Annotated in this window: 17 protein-coding genes; 5 read left to right on the top strand and 12 right to left on the bottom strand. The window is 67.8% G+C overall.

Translation table 11 applies throughout. The annotated features are described in order from the left end of the window. Positions 1 to 66 precede the first annotated feature (66 nt). Positions 67 to 951, top strand: a complete 885-nt coding sequence (locus tag FBT96_RS00265; RefSeq protein ID WP_136904405.1) for a choline sulfate utilization transcriptional regulator — start codon at positions 67 to 69, stop codon at positions 949 to 951. Here the strand turns inward: FBT96_RS00265 and FBT96_RS00260 are convergent. From FBT96_RS00260 to dapE, 5 genes are all read right to left on the bottom strand, one after another. Continuing rightward, positions 943 to 1,509: a hypothetical protein gene (locus FBT96_RS00260; protein ID WP_136904404.1), complete on the bottom strand. Its 567-nt coding sequence runs from the start codon at positions 1,507 to 1,509 to the stop codon at positions 943 to 945. The two genes, FBT96_RS00265 and FBT96_RS00260, sit on opposite strands and share 9 nt — an antisense overlap. Before the next feature lie 97 nt (positions 1,510 to 1,606). Beyond that, complete coding sequence (locus FBT96_RS00255) at positions 1,607 to 2,788, bottom strand: anaerobic sulfatase maturase (protein WP_249306179.1); 1,182 nt, start codon at positions 2,786 to 2,788, stop codon at positions 1,607 to 1,609. 98 nt (positions 2,789 to 2,886) lie between these two features. Further along, on the bottom strand, positions 2,887 to 6,735 hold the full coding sequence (locus tag FBT96_RS00250; protein WP_136904402.1) for a GGDEF domain-containing phosphodiesterase: 3,849 nt from the start codon (positions 6,733 to 6,735) through the stop codon (positions 2,887 to 2,889). Between the two features lie 114 nt (positions 6,736 to 6,849). Beyond that, positions 6,850 to 7,269, bottom strand: coding sequence for a GNAT family N-acetyltransferase (locus FBT96_RS00245; protein WP_136904401.1), 420 nt, complete (start codon positions 7,267 to 7,269; stop codon positions 6,850 to 6,852). Beyond that, entirely contained in the window at positions 7,266 to 8,405 is a 1,140-nt protein-coding gene (gene dapE, locus FBT96_RS00240; RefSeq protein WP_136904400.1) for a succinyl-diaminopimelate desuccinylase, read from the bottom strand. Before dapE ends, FBT96_RS00245 begins: the two co-directional genes overlap by 4 nt. Positions 8,406 to 8,684: 279 nt before the next feature. Between dapE and FBT96_RS00235 the strand changes: the two genes are divergently transcribed. From FBT96_RS00235 to FBT96_RS00220, 4 genes are all read left to right on the top strand, one after another. Continuing rightward, positions 8,685 to 9,302: a Hint domain-containing protein gene (locus FBT96_RS00235; protein WP_169583086.1), complete on the top strand. Its 618-nt coding sequence runs from the start codon at positions 8,685 to 8,687 to the stop codon at positions 9,300 to 9,302. Between the two features lie 7 nt (positions 9,303 to 9,309). Next, on the top strand, positions 9,310 to 10,410 hold the full coding sequence (locus FBT96_RS00230; RefSeq protein ID WP_136904398.1) for a Hint domain-containing protein: 1,101 nt from the start codon (positions 9,310 to 9,312) through the stop codon (positions 10,408 to 10,410). A 149-nt stretch (positions 10,411 to 10,559) separates the two neighbouring features. Then, positions 10,560 to 12,203, top strand: coding sequence for an acyl-CoA dehydrogenase family protein (locus FBT96_RS00225; protein ID WP_136904397.1), 1,644 nt, complete (start codon positions 10,560 to 10,562; stop codon positions 12,201 to 12,203). A gap of 44 nt (positions 12,204 to 12,247) precedes the next feature. After that, on the top strand, positions 12,248 to 12,751 hold the full coding sequence (locus tag FBT96_RS00220) for a GNAT family N-acetyltransferase (protein ID WP_136904396.1): 504 nt from the start codon (positions 12,248 to 12,250) through the stop codon (positions 12,749 to 12,751). Between the two features lie 5 nt (positions 12,752 to 12,756). Here the strand turns inward: FBT96_RS00220 and recO are convergent, their stop codons facing one another. The 7 genes from recO to FBT96_RS00185 form a co-directional block, all read right to left on the bottom strand. Beyond that, positions 12,757 to 13,479: a DNA repair protein RecO gene (gene recO / locus FBT96_RS00215; protein ID WP_136904395.1), complete on the bottom strand. Its 723-nt coding sequence runs from the start codon at positions 13,477 to 13,479 to the stop codon at positions 12,757 to 12,759. 84 nt (positions 13,480 to 13,563) lie between these two features. Then, complete coding sequence (locus tag FBT96_RS00210) at positions 13,564 to 13,899, bottom strand: DUF1491 family protein (RefSeq protein WP_136904394.1); 336 nt, start codon at positions 13,897 to 13,899, stop codon at positions 13,564 to 13,566. Positions 13,900 to 13,901: 2 nt separating this feature from the next. After that, positions 13,902 to 14,813 (bottom strand): GTPase Era, encoded by a 912-nt coding sequence (gene era, locus FBT96_RS00205; RefSeq protein ID WP_136904393.1) that lies wholly within the window; start codon positions 14,811 to 14,813, stop codon positions 13,902 to 13,904. Next, positions 14,810 to 15,496 (bottom strand): ribonuclease III, encoded by a 687-nt coding sequence (gene rnc, locus FBT96_RS00200; protein WP_055209239.1) that lies wholly within the window; start codon positions 15,494 to 15,496, stop codon positions 14,810 to 14,812. Before rnc ends, era begins: the two co-directional genes overlap by 4 nt. Continuing rightward, positions 15,493 to 16,290, bottom strand: a complete 798-nt coding sequence (gene lepB, locus FBT96_RS00195) for a signal peptidase I (RefSeq protein WP_136904392.1) — start codon at positions 16,288 to 16,290, stop codon at positions 15,493 to 15,495. Before lepB ends, rnc begins: the two co-directional genes overlap by 4 nt. A gap of 52 nt (positions 16,291 to 16,342) precedes the next feature. Further along, on the bottom strand, positions 16,343 to 16,744 hold the full coding sequence (gene acpS, locus FBT96_RS00190; protein ID WP_136904391.1) for a holo-ACP synthase: 402 nt from the start codon (positions 16,742 to 16,744) through the stop codon (positions 16,343 to 16,345). Then, a complete protein-coding gene (locus tag FBT96_RS00185; RefSeq protein WP_136904390.1) occupies positions 16,741 to 17,187 on the bottom strand; it encodes an ABZJ_00895 family protein in 447 nt (148 codons plus the stop codon). Before FBT96_RS00185 ends, acpS begins: the two co-directional genes overlap by 4 nt. Positions 17,188 to 17,200: the final 13 nt, after the last annotated feature.

The following is a 17,200-nucleotide window of genomic DNA, read 5'->3' as shown; positions in this document are numbered from 1 at the left end:
GGTGAGACAGTTTGCCCTGTACAGGGGCAATTTCTGAATGCTTGCGATAAAGAAAGGTTATGTCTGATGCGGCGGGTCGATCTGGGCTGGATGCGGGTCTTTGCCGAGGTCGGGCGGGCGGGCAGCCTGTCCGAAGCGGCCCATCGTCTGAACATCACCCAGCCCGCGGTCAGCTATCAGATCCGCCGCGCCGAGGGGGAATTCGGCGTGGCCCTGCTACTGCGCAAGGCCCGCGGGGTGGTGCTGACGCCCGAGGGGCGGGCGCTGCATGACATCCTGACCCGGGCGGTCACGCAAGTCGATGCCCTGGCCGAGGAGCTGCGCCCGACACCTCGGCGCAAGGCCTTGCGGCTGTTCACCGATTACGCCTTTTCAAGCCTGTGGCTGATGCCGCGGCTGCATCTGTTCCGCGCCGCCCATCCCGAACTGGAACTGCAGATCGTCGCGCTGCAACATGCCGGGACACGGGCCGAGGGCGAGATGGCGGTGGTTTTCGCCTCCCGCGCCGAGCTGGGCCCCGAGGCGGTGCAGATCATGCCCGAGGCGGTGGTGCCGGTCTGCGCCCCGGCCTTGCGGGCGGGCCTGCCTGCGGGCGTGCTGCCCGATGCGCCGCTGATCCACCTTGATGCCGAACCGGGGGCGGTCTGGTTCGACTGGCCGACCTACCAGCGCGCCCTGACGCCTGCCCGCGATCCGCGCAGCGCGCGCGGGGATCTGCGCTTCAACACCTATGCGCTGGTGATCGAGGCGGCGCTGGCCGGACAGGGCGTGGCGCTGGGCTGGCGCGGGCTGGTGGATCGGCTGCTCGCCCGCGATCAGCTGGTCGAGGCCGGGCCGGAACTGGCCGACCCGGAGCGGGGGTATTTTCTGCTGGCCAAGGCGCCGCGCGACGCCGGGGCCGAGGCGCTTTGGCAGTGGCTGCGGGCCGAGGCGGGTCTGCCCTCAGGCTGAGGGGGCGCCAGTGCTTGCGGAGACAGAGGGGAGCGACGAAATGCCCAGCACCTTGCGGCTGGCGGCCCAGGCGCTGGCGGCGGCCTGCGATCCTGTCGCGGCCTCGGGAACCTCTGTCCGGTTCGCCAGCAATTCCTTGATCCGGTCGAAACTCTCCTCGATCTCCTTCGCCGCCTTGCGCGCGGCCTTCTTGCGATCGGCGTCGCTCGTTTCCTGTTTCTCCGAGGCGGCATCGCCCGCGGCGCGCGTGCCTGCCGGGGCAATGTGATCGGACCCGGCACTTGCTGCCCCCGCAGGCGCCGCCTCGGCGCCGGCCTCGGACACGGCCGTCTCCTCCTCCGCGGCGGGGGCCGGAGCTTCGGTCTGGTTCGCTGCGGCGGCGCGCGCCTGAAGAAGGGCTTCCTGCATCCGGCTCGCTTGCCCTGAACCGGCCCAATCCTGAGACGGTTCCGGCGCGGTCTCCGCCTCCGAAAGGGTGAAGGCCGGGTTGCTGGCCGTCGCGGCCCGGGCGGTTTGCGCCTGCGCGACGGGCGGCGCGTTGGAAACGGCGGTGATCATCACAAGTGTCCTTCTGGATCTGTCCCGGAACAGGATGGCAAAAGGAGATGAAGAAAATCCTGCCACCGCTGCGGAAAATCCGCCGCATTCGAACGGGTCAGGCGTCCGCCATGATCGCCGCCGCGGGGCGGCCCGCGGCAATCAGAGCGCCCATCCGGCGCAGCTTCGGCGCGGCATGGGTCAGGAACATCCGGTAGCCGTCGCAGAAATGGTTGATCCGGCCCGGCCCGCCCGGCTCGGGCGCGGTGCGGTGCTTCGGGCAGCCGCCCTGACAGGCAAAGCGCCAGTCGCAGCCGCGGCAGGTGGCGCAGAGCCCGGCCTGCTTGTCCTTGCCGAACAGCCGCGCCTTCGGCAGCGCGGCCAGTTCCCCCACCGGACGGGCCTTGATGTTGCCCAGCCGGAACGCGGGGTAGACATAGTGATCGCAGGTGAACAGCCCGCCGTCCTGTTCCAGCGCCAGCGCCGTGCCGCAGGTCTCGGCAAAGACGCACAGCCCCGCCGGGGCGCCCATCAGCAAGCCCAGCATCTCGTCGAAATGCTGCACGAAGATGCGGCCGACGTCGCGGGCGATCCAGTCGTCGAAGATCGCGCAGAGGAAGCGGCCATAGTCGAGGCCGGTGATGCAGAAGGGGGCCAGCACCGCGCCGCTGTCGCCGCGCCCGGGCGCCCCGGCGCGGCGGCCATCGGGCAGGATACGCTCCTGCGCCGGGATGAATTGCAGGAACTCGGGACCAAGCCCCGAGAGATAGCGATAGACCGCGACCGGATCGGCGACATTCGCCCGGGATACCACCGTCAGCAGATTGACCCGAACCCCGGCCCGCTGCAGCCGCTCGAGCCCGCGCAGCACCGCCGCAGACGAGGGCCGCCCGCGCCGATCCGGCCGCGCCGCGTCCTGCATGGCGGGCGGGCCATCAAGGCTGAGCCCGACCAGAAAATCCTGCTCGGCGAAGAACCCGGCCCAGGCGTCGGAAATCAGCGTGCCATTGGTCTGGATCAGGTTCGAGACCCGATGCCCGGGCGGGCAAAGCCGACTCTGCAACGCGACAAGACGGCGAAACCAGTCGAGCCCCATCAGCATCGGCTCGCCGCCCTGCCAGGCAAAGGCAATCTCGCGCAGCCCGGCGGCGGATTGGCTGGCGATGTAATCGGCGACAAACCGGGTCAACACCGCATCATCGATGCGAAAGCGATGGCCGGGCGGAAACATCGCTTCTTTTTCAAGGTAATAGCAGTAGTCACAGGCGAGATTGCAGCGCGGCCCGATGGGCTTTGCCATGACATGGAACGGATGGGCGGGCGGGGGGCGGCGTGGGCTGGACATCGCCGGACTATGCGGCCCCGCCCCGCCCGCGGCAAGGGCGGCCCAACGATGGCCTAGGCGCGACGCACTTCCTGCGTGCAGATCTGCGCGAAATCCTCGGCCGAAAGCGGCGTCGAGAACAGAAAGCCCTGCAGCACGTCACAGCCCAGATCCCGCAGGATCTCGGCCTGCGCCCAGGTCTCGACCCCTTCGGCGACGGTGGCGATGCCCAGCGTTTCGGCAATCTCGACGATCGCCCGCACCAGATTTTTCGACCGCGGATCGCGCGCCACCGGGGCCACGATGCGCTGGTCGATCTTCAGCGCCGAGGGGGCAATCTGCATCAGCCCGATGATCGAGGCGTGACCGGAGCCGAAATCGTCGATCTCGATCTCGATCCCCGCATCGCGCAGCGCATCGAGATGGAAGCGGAACACCTCGCTCTCCTCCTCGACCAGGATCGATTCCAGCAATTCGAACGTCACCTTGGTCTCGCCCTCGGCGATGGCCCGCGCCGCCCGCACCACATCGGGATCATGCATCCGCCCCGAAGAGACGTTGAAGCTGATCTTCGGCACATTCAGCCCGCGCGCCCGCCAGGAGGTCAAGGCGGCGGCCGATTTCTCCATCATCACCCGGTCGATTTCCGACACCAGTCGCAATTGCACCGCCACATGCATGAAGGCATCGGGGGCCAGCAGGCCGCGTTCGGGGTGGCGCCAGCGCAGCAGCGTTTCGACCCCGGTCAGCCGTCCGCTCCGGGCGCAGACCTGCGACTGGAAGAACGGCACGAATTCTTCGCGTTCGAGCCCCTCCTGGATCTCGCCCGCCAGCTTGCGGTCGAACAGGATGTTCTGGTGCAGCTCGGGGGTAAAGAACTCCATCCGGTTCCGCCCCCCCTCCTTCGCGCGATAAAGCGCGGCATCGGCGAAAAGCTGGATCTCGGTGCCCATGGCCGCGAGATCTTCGGTCTCGGCAACGCCGAACGAGGCGCCGAACCGGCATTGCCGCCCGTCGAACCACAAGGGTTCCGCCAGCCGTGCCTGCATCCGCTCGACCACCTCGCGGGCATGGCCGCCCGATTGACCGGGCGCGAGGATGATCGAAAACTCGTCGCCGCCGATCCGCGCCGCGAAATCGCCGCCCCGCAATTCGGCGCGCAACACATCGGCGACGCGCTGCAGCACCATGTCCCCGGCCTCGTGGCCCAGCGTGTCGTTGACATGTTTGAAGTGATCCAGATCGACCCGGATCAGCACGCCGTCGCGCGGACCGCCCGCCGCCGCGTCGCCGATGCGCCGGGCGAGGACATTGTCGTAGCTGCGCCGGTTCGGCAGCCCGGTCAGCCCGTCATGCAGCGCCTGGCGTTCGTTTTCGGCGCGCATGGTTTCGGCCAGCAGATGGGCGCGGCGCAATTCCGCCTCGCGCGCGACATCGGCGGTGACATCGTGCAGCGCCCCGGTCCAGACCACCGACCCGTCCGGCTGCGCCTTGGGCGTGGCGGAATTGGCCAGCCAGATCTCGCCGCGGGTCGGGTGCTGCACCCGGAAACGCTGGTTCCACAGTTCCAGATTGGTCGCCTTGTCGCCCCGCGCGGTCATGAAATCGGGCCGATCGTCGGGGTGCACATTGGCAAAAAGATAATCGGTCGAGGCGACGCGCGAAAAAACCCCGTAGCCCACGCCCAGCATATCCTCGAGATAGGGGCTGGCGTAGGGGAAAGAGGTGCCGCCATCGGCATCGCGGCGGAATTCGTAAAGCCCGACCGGCGCGATCGAGGCGATCGAGGCCAGGCGTTCATGCGCCTGATGCATCGCCTCGGCCGCCTGTTCCTCGCGGCTTTTGGCCTCGATCTGCTCGGTCACGTCCATCGCATTGCCATACCAGACGATGGTGCCGTTATCCTGCGGGAACGGGCTGGCGGAAACATGCAGCCAGCGCAGGCCGCGCTGCGGATGCTGGATGCGGTGCAGGATCTCGAACCGGGTCAGGGTCTCGACCGAGTGCATCACCGCCGCCTGCACCGACGGAATGTCCTCGGGCAGGATCCGGGTGAAGACCGCCGCCCCGTCCGCCTCGAGCGCCTCGCCGCTCAGGCCCAGCAGATCGGGCAGGACGGCGCTGAAGAACGCGAAGCTGAAATGGCCGTCGGGCTCGCGCAGCCATTCGAAGATCGCCCCGGGCGCGTTTTCGGCCATGGTGACCATGCGGTCATGGGCACGGCGGACCGCCGCGGCCGAGCGTTCGGCCTCCCGCGTCATGTTCATCTGTTCGGTGATGTCGAAGACGTTGCCGAACCAGAGCGTCGCCCCGTCCGGCTGGTTGCAGGGCAGCGCCGAAACGGTCAGCCAGATCCGGCCCCGCTCGGGGTGATCGACCGGCAGCCGGTGCTCGAACGGGGTGCCGTTCAGGCGCGAGTCCTCGATCCAGCCGAAGATCTCCGGCATCATGTCCTGCGGCATGTGGGTGAAGACATTCACGCCATTCGCCACGATCACCTCGGGGGCGACGCCCACCATCATCGGCAGCTTGGCGCTGAAATAGGGCATGTCGATCGACCCGTCGCCATTGCGACGATATTCGAACAGCGCCCCCGGGGCATTGTCGGCCAGCGTGTCCAGCCGGTCCCGGGCGTGTTGCGCGCGCTCTGCCGCCTCGGCCAGACGGCGTTCGTTTTCCCGGCTCTGGTCGATGCAGATGATCACCCCGGCCAGCAGATAGGGCAGCCCCTTGTCCGAGCGGTCGACGCGACGGGCGATGGCGCGATACCAGTGATAGCTGCCATCGGCATGACGGCAGCGGTGTTCGTGCACGTAAAGATCGCTGGCCCCGGATTTCAGCTTTTCCATCTCGCGCACGGCCGAGGCCAGATCGTCGGGGTGGATCTGGCTGCGCCAGCCCGCATCGGTCGAGGCGAAAGCCCCCGGGGCATGGCCGAACAGGCGATAGGTCTCGTCGGGGGTCCAGCCCAGAGCCAGATCGGGGCAGACGCTGAACGACCCGATCCCGGCGCAAAGCGCCGAGGTGCGCAAAAGCTCGCCGCGTTCCTCGGCCTTGGCGCGACTTTTCTGCGCATCGGCGAGCGCGTCGGACAAGCGCCGCTCGATCGCCTTCGCCTCGTCGATACGGGTGAAGCCGCCGCTGACGATGAAGGGCAGGCCCCGGTCGGAGCGGTCGATCTTGCGCGCGACGGTGCGATACCAGTGATAGCTGCCGTCCTGGTGCCGCAGCCGGTGGTCGGCGGTGAAGACCGGGGCCCGGTCGCAGACCAGATCCTGCATCCGGGCGAGCGCCGCATCGAGGTCGTCGGGGTGGAACAGGCTGCGCCAGCCGATTTCGTCGGGGATGAAATCCCCGGGCGCGTAGCCCAGCTGACGATAGCATTCGTCGGGCATCCAGGCCTCGCCCAGCTCGGCGCAGATCGACCAGACCCCGGTTTCGCCGCAGATCAGCGCCGTCGTCAGCGCATCGGCGGTGGCCTGCGCGGCGATGCGGGCGGCCTGCGCCTCGGCCAGCGCCTCGGCCAGCCGGGTTTCCTGCGCCCGGCGGTCGCTGCTCTCGGGCGGGGCCACCGGCTCCTGGATCTGCACCAGCCAGACCCTGTCGCCGCCATCCGGACAGACCGGCCAGATCGTCACCTCGGCCAGCCGCCCTGGCCCCACACCGCCGCCCGCCGCGTCAAGATCGATGGCGAAGCGCTGCGAAAGCCCCGTCCCGTCCGCGGGCGTGACGATCTCGGCGATGCGTTCTCCCAAAGCCCCGGGACACACCGTCTCGACCCGGGCGCCAAGGCGTTCCGCGGTGCCAAGGCGGCTTTCCGCCCGGGCATTGGCCCAAAGCAGCCGGGCCGCGTCGGACACGGCAAGCGCCGCGCCGGGAAACCCGTCGAGCAGGCTGCGCAGTTGCGCCAGATCCGCAGACATGGATGCCTCGTTGAAACCGGTCCAGATCCCAGATGTCAGCGCAAATCCTTAAAGATACACTTCGAAGATATCGAAAAACCGCGTCCCGCCCGCTTTTGAGCGCAAAAACCCGGATCAGGGCGCCAGCGCGCGGGCCATCTTGCGATGTGGGATGCCCGCATCGTCATAAACCGGGCCGAAAGCGGCAAAGCCGAGCCCTTCGTAAAAGCGCAGCGCCTGCAGCTGCGCGCCCAGCTCGACCCGGGCGCAGCCCAGCGCCAGCAGCCGCGCACAGCCCGCCGCGATCAGCGCCGTGCCAAGCCCGCGGCCCCGCGCGGCACGGGCGACGCAGACCCGGCCGATCTTGCCCGTCCCGCCCGCCACGAACAGCCGCGCCGTGCCCAGCGCGGCCGCGCCCTCCAGCGCCAGCAGATGCACCGCCTGCCCGTCCAGATCGTCCCATTCCTCGGCCTCGGGCACGCCCTGTTCCTCGATGAAGACGGCGCGGCGCAGCGCATGGACCGCAGTCAGATCGGTGGTCTCGACGATCCTCATGCGAAGAAGTCGCGCAGGCAGCGGGCATAGATCGCCTTCAGCCGGGTGATCTGCGCCACCTCGATGCGTTCATCGACCTGATGCATGGTCTTGCCGACCAGACCGAATTCCAGCACCGGGCAGTGATCCTTGACGAAGCGCGCATCCGAGGTGCCGCCCGAGGTGGAGAGCACCGGCACCACCCCGGTTTCCGACACGACAGCCCGGCTGACCAGCTCGACGAAATCGCCGGGGGGCGTCAGGAAGCTTTCCCCCGAAACCTCGGTGCACAAGGTGACGCGCGTCCCGGTTTCCGCCTCGATCTCGGCGATCAGCCCGCGCGCCCAGTCCTCGATCTTCGCCGAAGTATGGGCATCGTTGAAGCGGATGTTCACCGTCGCCCGCGCCTTCGCCGGGATCACGTTGTTCGCCGGGTTGCCGCAGTCGATCGTGGTGATCTGCAGCGTCGAAGCCTCGAAATGTTCGGTGCCGCGGTCGAGCGGTTCCGCCGTCATCCGGCCCAGCAGATCGACCAGAGCATGCAGCGGGTTCTTTGCCCGGTGCGGATAGGCGGAATGGCCCTGCACCCCCTCGACCTCGAGATAAAACGTCATCGAGCCGCGGCGGCCGATCTTCATCATCTCGCCAAGGGTTTCCGGGCAGGTCGGCTCGCCCACCAGACAGACCGACATCGCCTCGCCCTCGGCTTTCATCCAGTCCAGCAGCGCCACGGTGCCATCCTTGCCCGGGCCTTCCTCGTCACCGGTGATCGTCAGGATGATCGCGCCCTCGGGCGGGGTCGTGGTGACGAAATCGACGGCGGCGGCGACAAAGGCCGCCACGCCCGATTTCATGTCGGTGGCGCCGCGGCCCCACAGCACGCCCTCGATCACCGCGCCGGAAAACGGCTCCTGCGTCCAGGCCGCCGCATCGCCCACCGGCACGACATCCGTGTGACCGTTGAAGCCGAAGGTCTTCACCCCCTTCGCCCCCCAGCGTGCGAAGAGATTGGGCGTGCCGTTGCGGTCGACCCGCGTGCAGGCGAACCCGGCCGCCGAAAGCACCCGTTCCAGCAGCACCAGCGCCCCCCCCTCGACGGGCGTGACCGAGGGGCAGCGGATCAGATCGGCAGTCAGTTGAACGGGGTCGAGGGTCATCGGTTGCTCCTGTGCGATGCCTTGGCTTAGCCCCGCTTTCCCCCCCGCGCAACAACCGGTGTTGCCCCCGGGTCACCGCGGCCCCGATCCCCCCGCATCACGGAAATTTTCGTTTCCAAGGGGGCTAAAGCTGACTTACGGTTGAACAAAATCAAGACGACCCGAGGCAGGGCACACGAGCAGGGCAGAATCGCCCACCCCCAGGACGGCCGGATGGCCGGGACGGACGGGATTTTCCCGGCTCGATGATGTTTTGCCCGCAGGCATATGGGGCAAGAGATGGCATTTGGCAGAGTTCTGGGACTGGATCCCTCGGCAGCGGCGGCGCAGATCGCGAAATCGATCTTTGGCGCGCGGGAAGTGGCGGTCGCGGCCCCGAACCTGCTGGAAGGCTTCGCGGCCGGAACCCGGGTCCGAACCCCGACCGGGCTGCGCCGGGTCGAGACGCTGAAACCCGGCGACATGGTCGAGACGCAGGACGCCGGGGCGCAGCCCGTGGTCAGCGTCGAACGGATGCGCCTGCCCGCCCTGCGCACGCAGGCGCCGATCCGCTTTGCCGCGGGCGCGCATGGCGCCGACCGCGCGGTTCTGGTGGCACCGCAACAGCGCGTGCTGGTGCGCGATCCGGTGCTGGAGATGCTCTTCGGCGAGGCCGAGGTTCTGGTCGCCGCCCGCACGCTGGTCGATGGCGAGATGGTCTCGCGCCATCCGGGCGGGATGGTCGATTATGTCCGGCTCGTTTTCGACTGCGCCCACATGGTCTTTGCCGAGGGTCTGGCGGTGGAATGTTTCCGCCCCGGTCCGCGCCCGATCCCGGGCGAGGCGCAACCCGAAGCCGGGGCCCCGCGGATGCTGCGTCTGCAGGAATCGCAGATGATGCGCAAGCTGGTGATCTGAGGGGGCGATGATGCTGGAACACGGCTGGTTTGCGGCGCATCTGACCGGACGCGGGCCGGTGCGGCTGTCCGATCGCGCTTTGCCCGCGGCGCTGGGCCGGGGCAGTCTGATGCTGGACTTCGCGCTGATGCCGGGCGAGACCGGGCCTTTGCCGCTGCTGCATCTGGGCGACCAGAATGGCTGGACCTGGTTCCTGTCGATCTCGCTTGATGCGCAGGGCGTGCTGACGCTGGTGCAGCGGCAGGGCGCGGCGGTGCAGGCGCTGACGCTGGACATCGCGCAGGATTGCGCCGCGGGCGGGCGGATGCGGCTGGTCTTCAGCTGGGATTGCAAGACCGACGAGACCCGGCTGACGCTGGAAACGATCGACGGCGGGCAGATCCGCCAGCGCGTCGGCACGGGGGCGATGCCGCTGTCGCGCGCCGAACTGGCCGCGCTGGCCGAGGGCCGCAGCCCGGCGCAGATCGGCCCGCGCGTCGAATGGCTGGCCTTCGGCAGCCAGATGCAGCCGGTCGGGCCGGGCGGCTGTTTCGCGCCGTCAACGCCGATCGCCACGCCCGAGGGCGAATGCCCTGCCGCCAGTCTGAAGGCGGGCGATCTGGTGCTGACCGCCGATGCCGGGGCGCAACCGCTGCTGTGGTCGGGGCGGATCGCCCTGCCCGCGCTCGGCAGCCTGCGGCCGGTGCGGCTCTGCGCCCCCGCCTTTGGCGCCACCCGCGATCTGTGGGTCTTGCCGCAACACCGCATCGCGCTGCGCGGTGCCGCCGTCGAGGCGCTGTTCGGCGACACCGAGGTTCTGGTTCCGGCGCATCATCTTGTCGACGGGATCAGCGCGCAGCAGCCCGACCGGCCCTGCGTGCTGAGCTGGCACGGGCTGCTGTTGCAGGGGCACCATCTGCTGATCGCCGACGGCTGCCGCGTGGAAAGCCTGAACATCGGCCGTCTGGCCCGCACCCCCGCGCTGGCGAAGACAACCGCCCTTTCGGGGCTGGTGGCGCGGATGGATCTGCCGCTGCATGCCGTCCCGGCTTGCCGCAGGCTGTCGTCCGAGGAGGCGCAGGCGCTGGCGGCCGAACGGCGGCGGCGGCGCGGCGCAGTGGCGGCCTGAACGGGACGGCCTGAAGAAAGAATTTTCATCACGACACATTCGGTCTTGCCGCGCATCAATCGCGAATTATTATTGCGCTGCGGTTGCAAAATGCCTAAGCAGGCTGCGACTGCAGAAAACCGCCGAATCCCGGCGTCGATGGGGCTGACATGACTGATACGATCCTTCTTGCCGACCTGCTTGCGCTCACCGAAGCCACCCTTCCCGAGATTGCGCAGCTGACGGCGCAAGCGACCGAGGCGCTGAAAATCAAGGTCAGCCGCGGCGGCAAGGTGTCGAATGCCGCGCTGGAAGAGGACCAGTTCACCGCCCATGCGCTGGCCTGGCTGGCGACCTACAACCAGTCGCTGATCCAGCTGCGCGGCTGGGCCGGTCGGGTGGCCGAGGCGGGGGCTTTCGGGCAGATGGAAAGCCTGATCCTGCAGATCGGCTTTGGCGAATATCTCAACCAGATCGCCGGCGGCATCCCGATGAGCCAGGTCGAAGTGGCGCGTCTGACCGATCTTGGCGTCAGCTGGACGCCGTCCGAGGCCGCCCGCAGCCTGATGGCGCGGGGCAACACCGATGCGGCGCGGATGGCGCTGGTGGCGCTGATGCAGGACAATCAGGGCCGGGCGCTGTTCGGCGTTTCGGGTCTCGATGAAGAGCTGGAAATGATCCGCGATCAGTTCCATCGCTATGCCGAGGACCGGGTCATTCCGAACGCGCATGAATGGCACCTGAAGGACGAACTGATCCCGATGGAGATCATCGAGGAGCTGGCGGAACTGGGCGTCTTCGGCCTGACCATCCCCGAGGCCTACGGCGGGCTCGGCCTGTCCAAGGCCTCGATGGTCGTCGTGACCGAGGAACTGTCGCGCGGCTATATCGGCGTCGGCAGCCTTGGAACGCGCTCCGAGATCGCCGCGGAACTGATCCTCTGCGGCGGCACCGAGGAGCAGAAACAGAAATGGCTGCCGGGCCTTGCCTCGGGGCAGATCCTGTCCACCGCGGTCTTCACCGAACCGAACACCGGCTCCGACCTGGGCAGCTTGCGCACCCGCGCGGTGAGGGACGGCGACGACTGGGTGGTGACCGGCAACAAGACCTGGATCACCCATGCAAGCCGCACCCATGTGATGACGCTGCTGGCGCGGACCGAGCCCGACACCACCGACTGGCGCGGCCTGTCGATGTTCCTCGCCGAAAAGACCCCGGGCACCGAAGAAACCCCCTTCCCCACCCCCGGCATGACCGGCGGCGAGATCGAGGTGCTGGGCTATCGCGGCATGAAGGAATACGAGCTTGGCTTTGACGGCTTCCGGGTGAAGGGCGAAAACCTTCTGGGTGGCGAGACCGGCAAGGGCTTCAAGCAGCTGATGGAAACCTTTGAATCGGCGCGGATTCAGACCGCCGCCCGCGCCGTCGGCGTGGCCCAGGCCGCCTGCGAGATCGGCATGCGCTATGCGATCGACCGCAAGCAATTCGGCAAGTCGCTGATCGCGTTCCCGCGTGTCGGCGGCAAGCTTGCGATGATGGCGGTCGAAATCATGATCGCGCGGCAGCTGACCTATTTCTCGGCCTGGGAAAAGGATCACGGCCATCGCTGCGACGTCGAGGCCGGGATGGCGAAACTGCTCGGCGCCCGCGTCGCCTGGGCCGCGGCCGACAATGCGCTGCAGATCCACGGCGGCAACGGCTTCGCGCTGGAATATGCGATCTCGCGCATCCTGTGCGACGCCCGCATCCTGAACATCTTCGAGGGCGCGGCGGAAATTCAGGCGCAGGTGATTGCCCGTCGTCTGCTGGGTTGATGCAGACCGGGGCCTTCGGGCCCCGTTTTCGCAAGGAGGATCCGATGATCCGCGATGCCACCCCCGAGGATGCGCAGGCGATTGCCACGATCTACAACGACGCCGTGCGAACGACGACAGCGATCTGGAACGAGGTCGAGGTGAACGCGCTCAACCGCGTCGACTGGATCGAGGCGCGGCAGCGGGCAGGCTTTCCGGTGCTGGTGCTGGAGGAGGGGGCGAAGGTCGTCGGCTATGCCAGCTACGGGCCCTTTCGCGCCTTTGACGGCTATCGCGGCACGGTCGAGCATTCGGTCTATGTCCGCGCCGATCTGCGCAGCGGCGGGCGCGGCACGGCGCTGCTCAAGGCGCTGATCTATCGCGCCCGGGCGCAGGGGCTGCATGTGATGGTGGCGGCGATCGAGGCCGAAAACAACGCCTCGATCGTGCTGCACCAGCGGCTCGGCTTTGCTGCGGTGGGGCTGATGCCGCAGGTGGGGCAGAAATTCGGCCGCTGGCTTGATCTGCTGTTGCTGCAGCTGCGGCTGGACGACCGGCCGCAGCCCTGACGCGCTCAGCCCTGACGGGCGATCGCCGCGATCAGCCGGTTGCGCGCCTCGGGCAGGGCGCGGCGGCTGTGTTCCTCGGCGAAACGGGTCAGGAAATGGCCGGTCAGCGCCAAGCCCTGCGCGATTTCCCCCCAGGTTGCAGGCCCCTGCCCCAAAAGGCACAAAGGCAGCGGCAACAGTTTCGGCGCCCAGTCGCCCGCGCCCTTGCGGCTGACGGCGCGGCCGGTGCGCGGCGAGACGAAGGCCAGATCGTCGCGGGTGCCGGTGACGGCGCAGCGGCTCAGATCGAGCCCGAAGCCCAGGTCTTCCAGCAGCGCCATTTCCCAGATCAGGTAATCGACCACCCAGCCCTCGGCCGCCTGTCCGATCACGGTGAACAGGGGCTCGGTGGCGGCGTAAAGGCGCGGATGCGGCTCGCGTTCGGCCAGAACGAAAGACAGCAGCGCGCAGACGGAATTCAGCCCCATCAGCGCAAGCCGGTCACTCAGCGCCCCGGCGCGCGAGGCCAGCGGTTCGACGGTGAAGCTGCCAAGCTGGTCTTCCAGCCGCGCCCGCCAGGCCACGGCGACATGGCTGCCGGGCATCAGCACCGCCGCCATCTTGCGCGAGGCCCCGCCGCGCACGACACCCAGATGGCGGCCATGCGTGGCCGTGAACACCTCGACAATCGCCGAGCTTTCGCCATGCGGGCGGGTCGAAAGGATGGTGCCGCTGTCTTGCCAGTCCATGGTGCCCGTGACGCAAGCCGGGGGGCTGTGTGCCCCCCGGACCCCCCGAGGATATTTGAGGCAAGATAAAAGGGAAAGCCGGGGTCAGTCTTTCAGGCCGTCTTCGTCCAGAAGCGTGCGGCCGTGGCGGGCTTCGAGTTCGATCACCCAAAGGTCCGGATCGAAGCTGCGCTGCCTGCGGATGCTTTGATCGACCTCGGCCTCGGGGCCTTCGGTGAGCACCGTCCAGATGTCGCAATCGGCCTCATAATCAAAGGTGCGGGTGTAGAGCTTCGCCAGCCCGTCCAGCGTCGCGCATTTGATCATCACGGCGCCGGAGTCAGGCTGACCCCGCGCCGCGACATAGGCGGGAATGTTGTTCAACTCCAGCCGCTTGAGATAGGCACGCACCCAAAGTTCGGCACGCAGGCGGGGTTGCATCCTCAGTCGCCGTCCTTGAAGTCGAGACCCATTTCCGTGTAGCGCTCGGCCTCTTCCTGCCAGTTCTCGCGCAGTTTGACCTGCAGGAACAGATGGATCGGGCGGCCCATGAACTCGGCCATTTCGGCGCGGGCGGCGGTGGAGATCGCCTTGATCGTCTCGCCGCCCTTGCCAAGCACGATGCCCTTGTGACCGTCGCGGCTGACATAGATGATCTGGTCGATGCGGGCCGAGCCGTCGGGCTTTTCCTCCCAGCGCTCGGTTTCCACCGTCAGCTGATAGGGCAGTTCCTCGTGCAGGCGCAGGGTCAGTTTCTCTCGGGTGATTTCCGCCGCGATCATCCGCATCGGCAGATCGGCGATCTGATCCTCGGGATAGAACCAGGGGCCCGCGGGCACCTGCGACGCCAGCCAGCCGCGCAGGTCATCGACGCCATAGCCCTTTTCGGCCGAGATCATGAAGGTCTTGGCGAAGGGAAAGGCGGCGTTCATTTCCTCGGCCAAGGCCAGCAGGCGTTCGGCCTTGACCCGGTCGATCTTGTTGATCGCCAGCGCGACGGGCTGCGTGCCCTCGCGCGCCTTCAGCGCCTCGATGATCGCCTTTGCGCCTTCGGTCAGGCCGCGATGCGCCTCGATCAGGAGAACGACGATATCGGCATCGGCGGCCCCGCCCCAGGCGGCCGAGACCATGGCGCGGTCCAGCCGGCGGCGCGGGCGGAAGATGCCGGGGGTGTCGACGAAGACAAGCTGCGCCTGCCCCGCCATGCAGACGCCGCGGATGCGGGCGCGGGTGGTTTGCACCTTGTGGGTGACGATCGACACCTTGGCGCCCACCATGCGGTTGAGCAGCGTCGATTTCCCGGCATTCGGCTCGCCGATCAGGGCGACGAATCCGGCGTGGGTTTCTTCGGTCATGCGCCTCTCTCCAACCGTTCCAGAAGGGCCTTTGCGGCGGCCTGTTCCGCATTGCGTTTCGATCCGGCCTGCGCGGCCTCGGTCTCGCCCGAGGCCAGCACCACCGCGATGCGGAATTGCGGCGCGTGATCGGGGCCGTCGCGGCCCAATGTTTCATAGCGCGGCGGCGGCAGGCCGCGGGCCTGCGCCCATTCCTGCAACGCGGTCTTCGGATCGCGGGCGTCGCTGTCGACGGACTGGATCCGCCCGGCCCAAAGCCGCAGCACCAGCGCGCGGGCCGCCTCGAACCCGGCATCCAGATAGACGGCGGCAATCACCGCCTCCATCGCGTCGCCCAAAAGCGCATCCTTGCGCCGCCCGCCCGACATCATTTCCGACCGGCCGAGTTTCAGCACCGCCCCAAGGTCGATGTCGCGCGCGACGGCGGCACAGGTTTCCTTGCGCACCAAGGCGTTGAACCGCGGCGCCAGCTGCCCTTCCGAGGCGGAGCCATCGGCGTCAAACAGCGCCTCGGCCATCGACAGGCCCAGCACGCGGTCGCCCAGAAATTCCAGCCGCTGGTTGTCGGGCCGCGTGGCCGAGCCCAGCGAGGAATGCGTCAGCGCCCGAACAAGATGCTCGGGCGTCGCGAAACGATGCCCGAGCCGGTCCATGAAGGCAGAGAGGTCTGCCGCAACTTTCATTCGATCGCCTTGAAGAAGCGGTCCGCCCGCCAGGTCCAGAAGAAGAACAGCGACTTGCCCGCCGAGGAGAACATCACCCGGTCGGCGCGGCCGACCAGATTTTCCACCGGCACGAAACCGACGCCGCCGATGCTTTGCGCAAAGCGGCTGTCCTCGGAATTGTCGCGGTTGTCGCCCATGAAAAAATACTGCCCCTCGGGCACGACGAAGACCGGCGTGTTGTCGGCGCGGGTGCCGTCGAAGGTGTTCAGGATCGAATGGCTGACACCGTTCGGCAGCGTTTCGATGAAGCGCTGCGACTGGCAATCGCCGCCCTCGCCCACCGGTTCGTTGCGGCACAAAGGATAGCGTTTTTCCGGGCCCTGCGGTTCGAACACTTCCGAGAAGGTGCCGCCGTCTTCCAGCTTGACCGGGGCGCCGTTGATCTGCAGCGCGCCGTTGACCATCTGGATGCGGTCGCCGGGCAGGCCGATCAGCCGCTTGATGAAATCGACGTTGCGGATCGGATGGCGGAACACCACCACGTCGCCGCGCTCGGGCTCGCCGCCCAGGATGCGCCCCTCGATCGGGCAGGGCGAGAAATCGGCGCTGGAGAACGGGCAGGAATAGCGCGAATAGCCATAGGCCATCTTGTTGACGAACAGGAAGTCGCCGATCAGGAGCGTGTCCTTCATCGAGCCCGAGGGGATCCAGAACGGCTGGAAGAACAACGTGCGGAAGACGCCCGCGATGATGAGCGCCCAGAACAGCGTCCGCGCCATTTCGCCGATGCCGCCTTCGGATTTGCTGGCCATGCTCTGCCTCTTGTGAAAACCTTGTCTTCCTTGGCCCGATGCGGGGGGCAAGTCAAGCAAGCGGACGCGCTTCGATGACGACGAAGGCCTGCGCCCAGGGGTGATCGTCGGTCAGGGTGACATGCACGACGGCTTCGTGACCGGGCGGCGTCATCGCCGCCAGCCGATCGGCCGCCCAGCCGGTCAGATGCATCACCGGCTGGCCGGTGGGCAGGTTCGCCACCGACATGTCCTTCCAGGAAATCCCCATCGCCAGGCCGGTGCCCAGCGCTTTCGAACAGGCCTCCTTCGCGGCCCAGCGCTTGGCATAGGTGCCCGCCACATCGGCGCGCTGTTCGGCCTTGGCGATTTCGATTGCGGTGAAGACGCGGGTGCGGAAGCGGTCGCCAAAGCGGGCCAGCGTCGCCGCGATGCGCTCGATATTGGCCAGATCCGAGCCGATGCCGAGGATCATTGCGCCCCGCCTTGCCGGGCCTTTTGCCGCGCAAGGGCGCGCAGCTGGCTGCGGGCGCCCTGCCCGTAAAAGAGATACGAGGCCGGGAAGGTGATCAGCACGACGACCCCGAGGATCACCAGCCACAGCACCGCATCGAAGCCGCGCAAGAGCGCCAGCAGCGCCGGATCGCCGAGCGAGATCAGCACCAGCGCCGGGCCAAGCAGCATCAGGTTGACCGCCGTCGCCAACGCGGCAAAGCGCAGCGCCTCGGCCCGCGCGGGCAGGCGGCCGCTGCGCTTGGCAAAGAACTGCCCCTCGATCATCGCGGTCAGGAAGACCGGCACGGCGGCGATGCCGACCGAGGCCAGATCGACCCCGGCGAGGCGCTCCAGCGCCAGCACGAGGCCCGAGACGACCAGCCCGGTCAGGATCAGAATCAGCCCATAGCGCAGGATCGGCATCCGGCCCCCCTTT

It is taken from the genome of Rhodobacter capsulatus, assembly GCF_005144475.1.
Taxonomy (GTDB): Bacteria; Pseudomonadota; Alphaproteobacteria; order Rhodobacterales; family Rhodobacteraceae; genus Rhodobacter; species Rhodobacter capsulatus_C.
This window is presented reverse-complemented; position numbering and strand designations above follow the sequence as displayed.

Coding starts and splice junctions, on each gene's coding strand:
- FBT96_RS00265 (WP_136904405.1), top strand. CDS start 67: ATGCGGCGGGTCGATCTGGGCTGGATGCGGGTCTTTGCCGAGGTCGGG.
- FBT96_RS00260 (WP_136904404.1), bottom strand. CDS start 1,509: ATGATCACCGCCGTTTCCAACGCGCCGCCCGTCGCGCAGGCGCAAACC.
- FBT96_RS00255 (WP_249306179.1), bottom strand. CDS start 2,788: ATGGCAAAGCCCATCGGGCCGCGCTGCAATCTCGCCTGTGACTACTGC.
- FBT96_RS00250 (WP_136904402.1), bottom strand. CDS start 6,735: ATGTCTGCGGATCTGGCGCAACTGCGCAGCCTGCTCGACGGGTTTCCC.
- FBT96_RS00245 (WP_136904401.1), bottom strand. CDS start 7,269: ATGAGGATCGTCGAGACCACCGATCTGACTGCGGTCCATGCGCTGCGC.
- dapE (WP_136904400.1), bottom strand. CDS start 8,405: ATGACCCTCGACCCCGTTCAACTGACTGCCGATCTGATCCGCTGCCCC.
- FBT96_RS00235 (WP_169583086.1), top strand. CDS start 8,685: ATGGCATTTGGCAGAGTTCTGGGACTGGATCCCTCGGCAGCGGCGGCG.
- FBT96_RS00230 (WP_136904398.1), top strand. CDS start 9,310: ATGATGCTGGAACACGGCTGGTTTGCGGCGCATCTGACCGGACGCGGG.
- FBT96_RS00225 (WP_136904397.1), top strand. CDS start 10,560: ATGACTGATACGATCCTTCTTGCCGACCTGCTTGCGCTCACCGAAGCC.
- FBT96_RS00220 (WP_136904396.1), top strand. CDS start 12,248: ATGATCCGCGATGCCACCCCCGAGGATGCGCAGGCGATTGCCACGATC.
- recO (WP_136904395.1), bottom strand. CDS start 13,479: ATGGACTGGCAAGACAGCGGCACCATCCTTTCGACCCGCCCGCATGGC.
- FBT96_RS00210 (WP_136904394.1), bottom strand. CDS start 13,899: ATGCAACCCCGCCTGCGTGCCGAACTTTGGGTGCGTGCCTATCTCAAG.
- era (WP_136904393.1), bottom strand. CDS start 14,813: ATGACCGAAGAAACCCACGCCGGATTCGTCGCCCTGATCGGCGAGCCG.
- rnc (WP_055209239.1), bottom strand. CDS start 15,496: ATGAAAGTTGCGGCAGACCTCTCTGCCTTCATGGACCGGCTCGGGCAT.
- lepB (WP_136904392.1), bottom strand. CDS start 16,290: ATGGCCAGCAAATCCGAAGGCGGCATCGGCGAAATGGCGCGGACGCTG.
- acpS (WP_136904391.1), bottom strand. CDS start 16,744: ATGATCCTCGGCATCGGCTCGGATCTGGCCAATATCGAGCGCATCGCG.
- FBT96_RS00185 (WP_136904390.1), bottom strand. CDS start 17,187: ATGCCGATCCTGCGCTATGGGCTGATTCTGATCCTGACCGGGCTGGTC.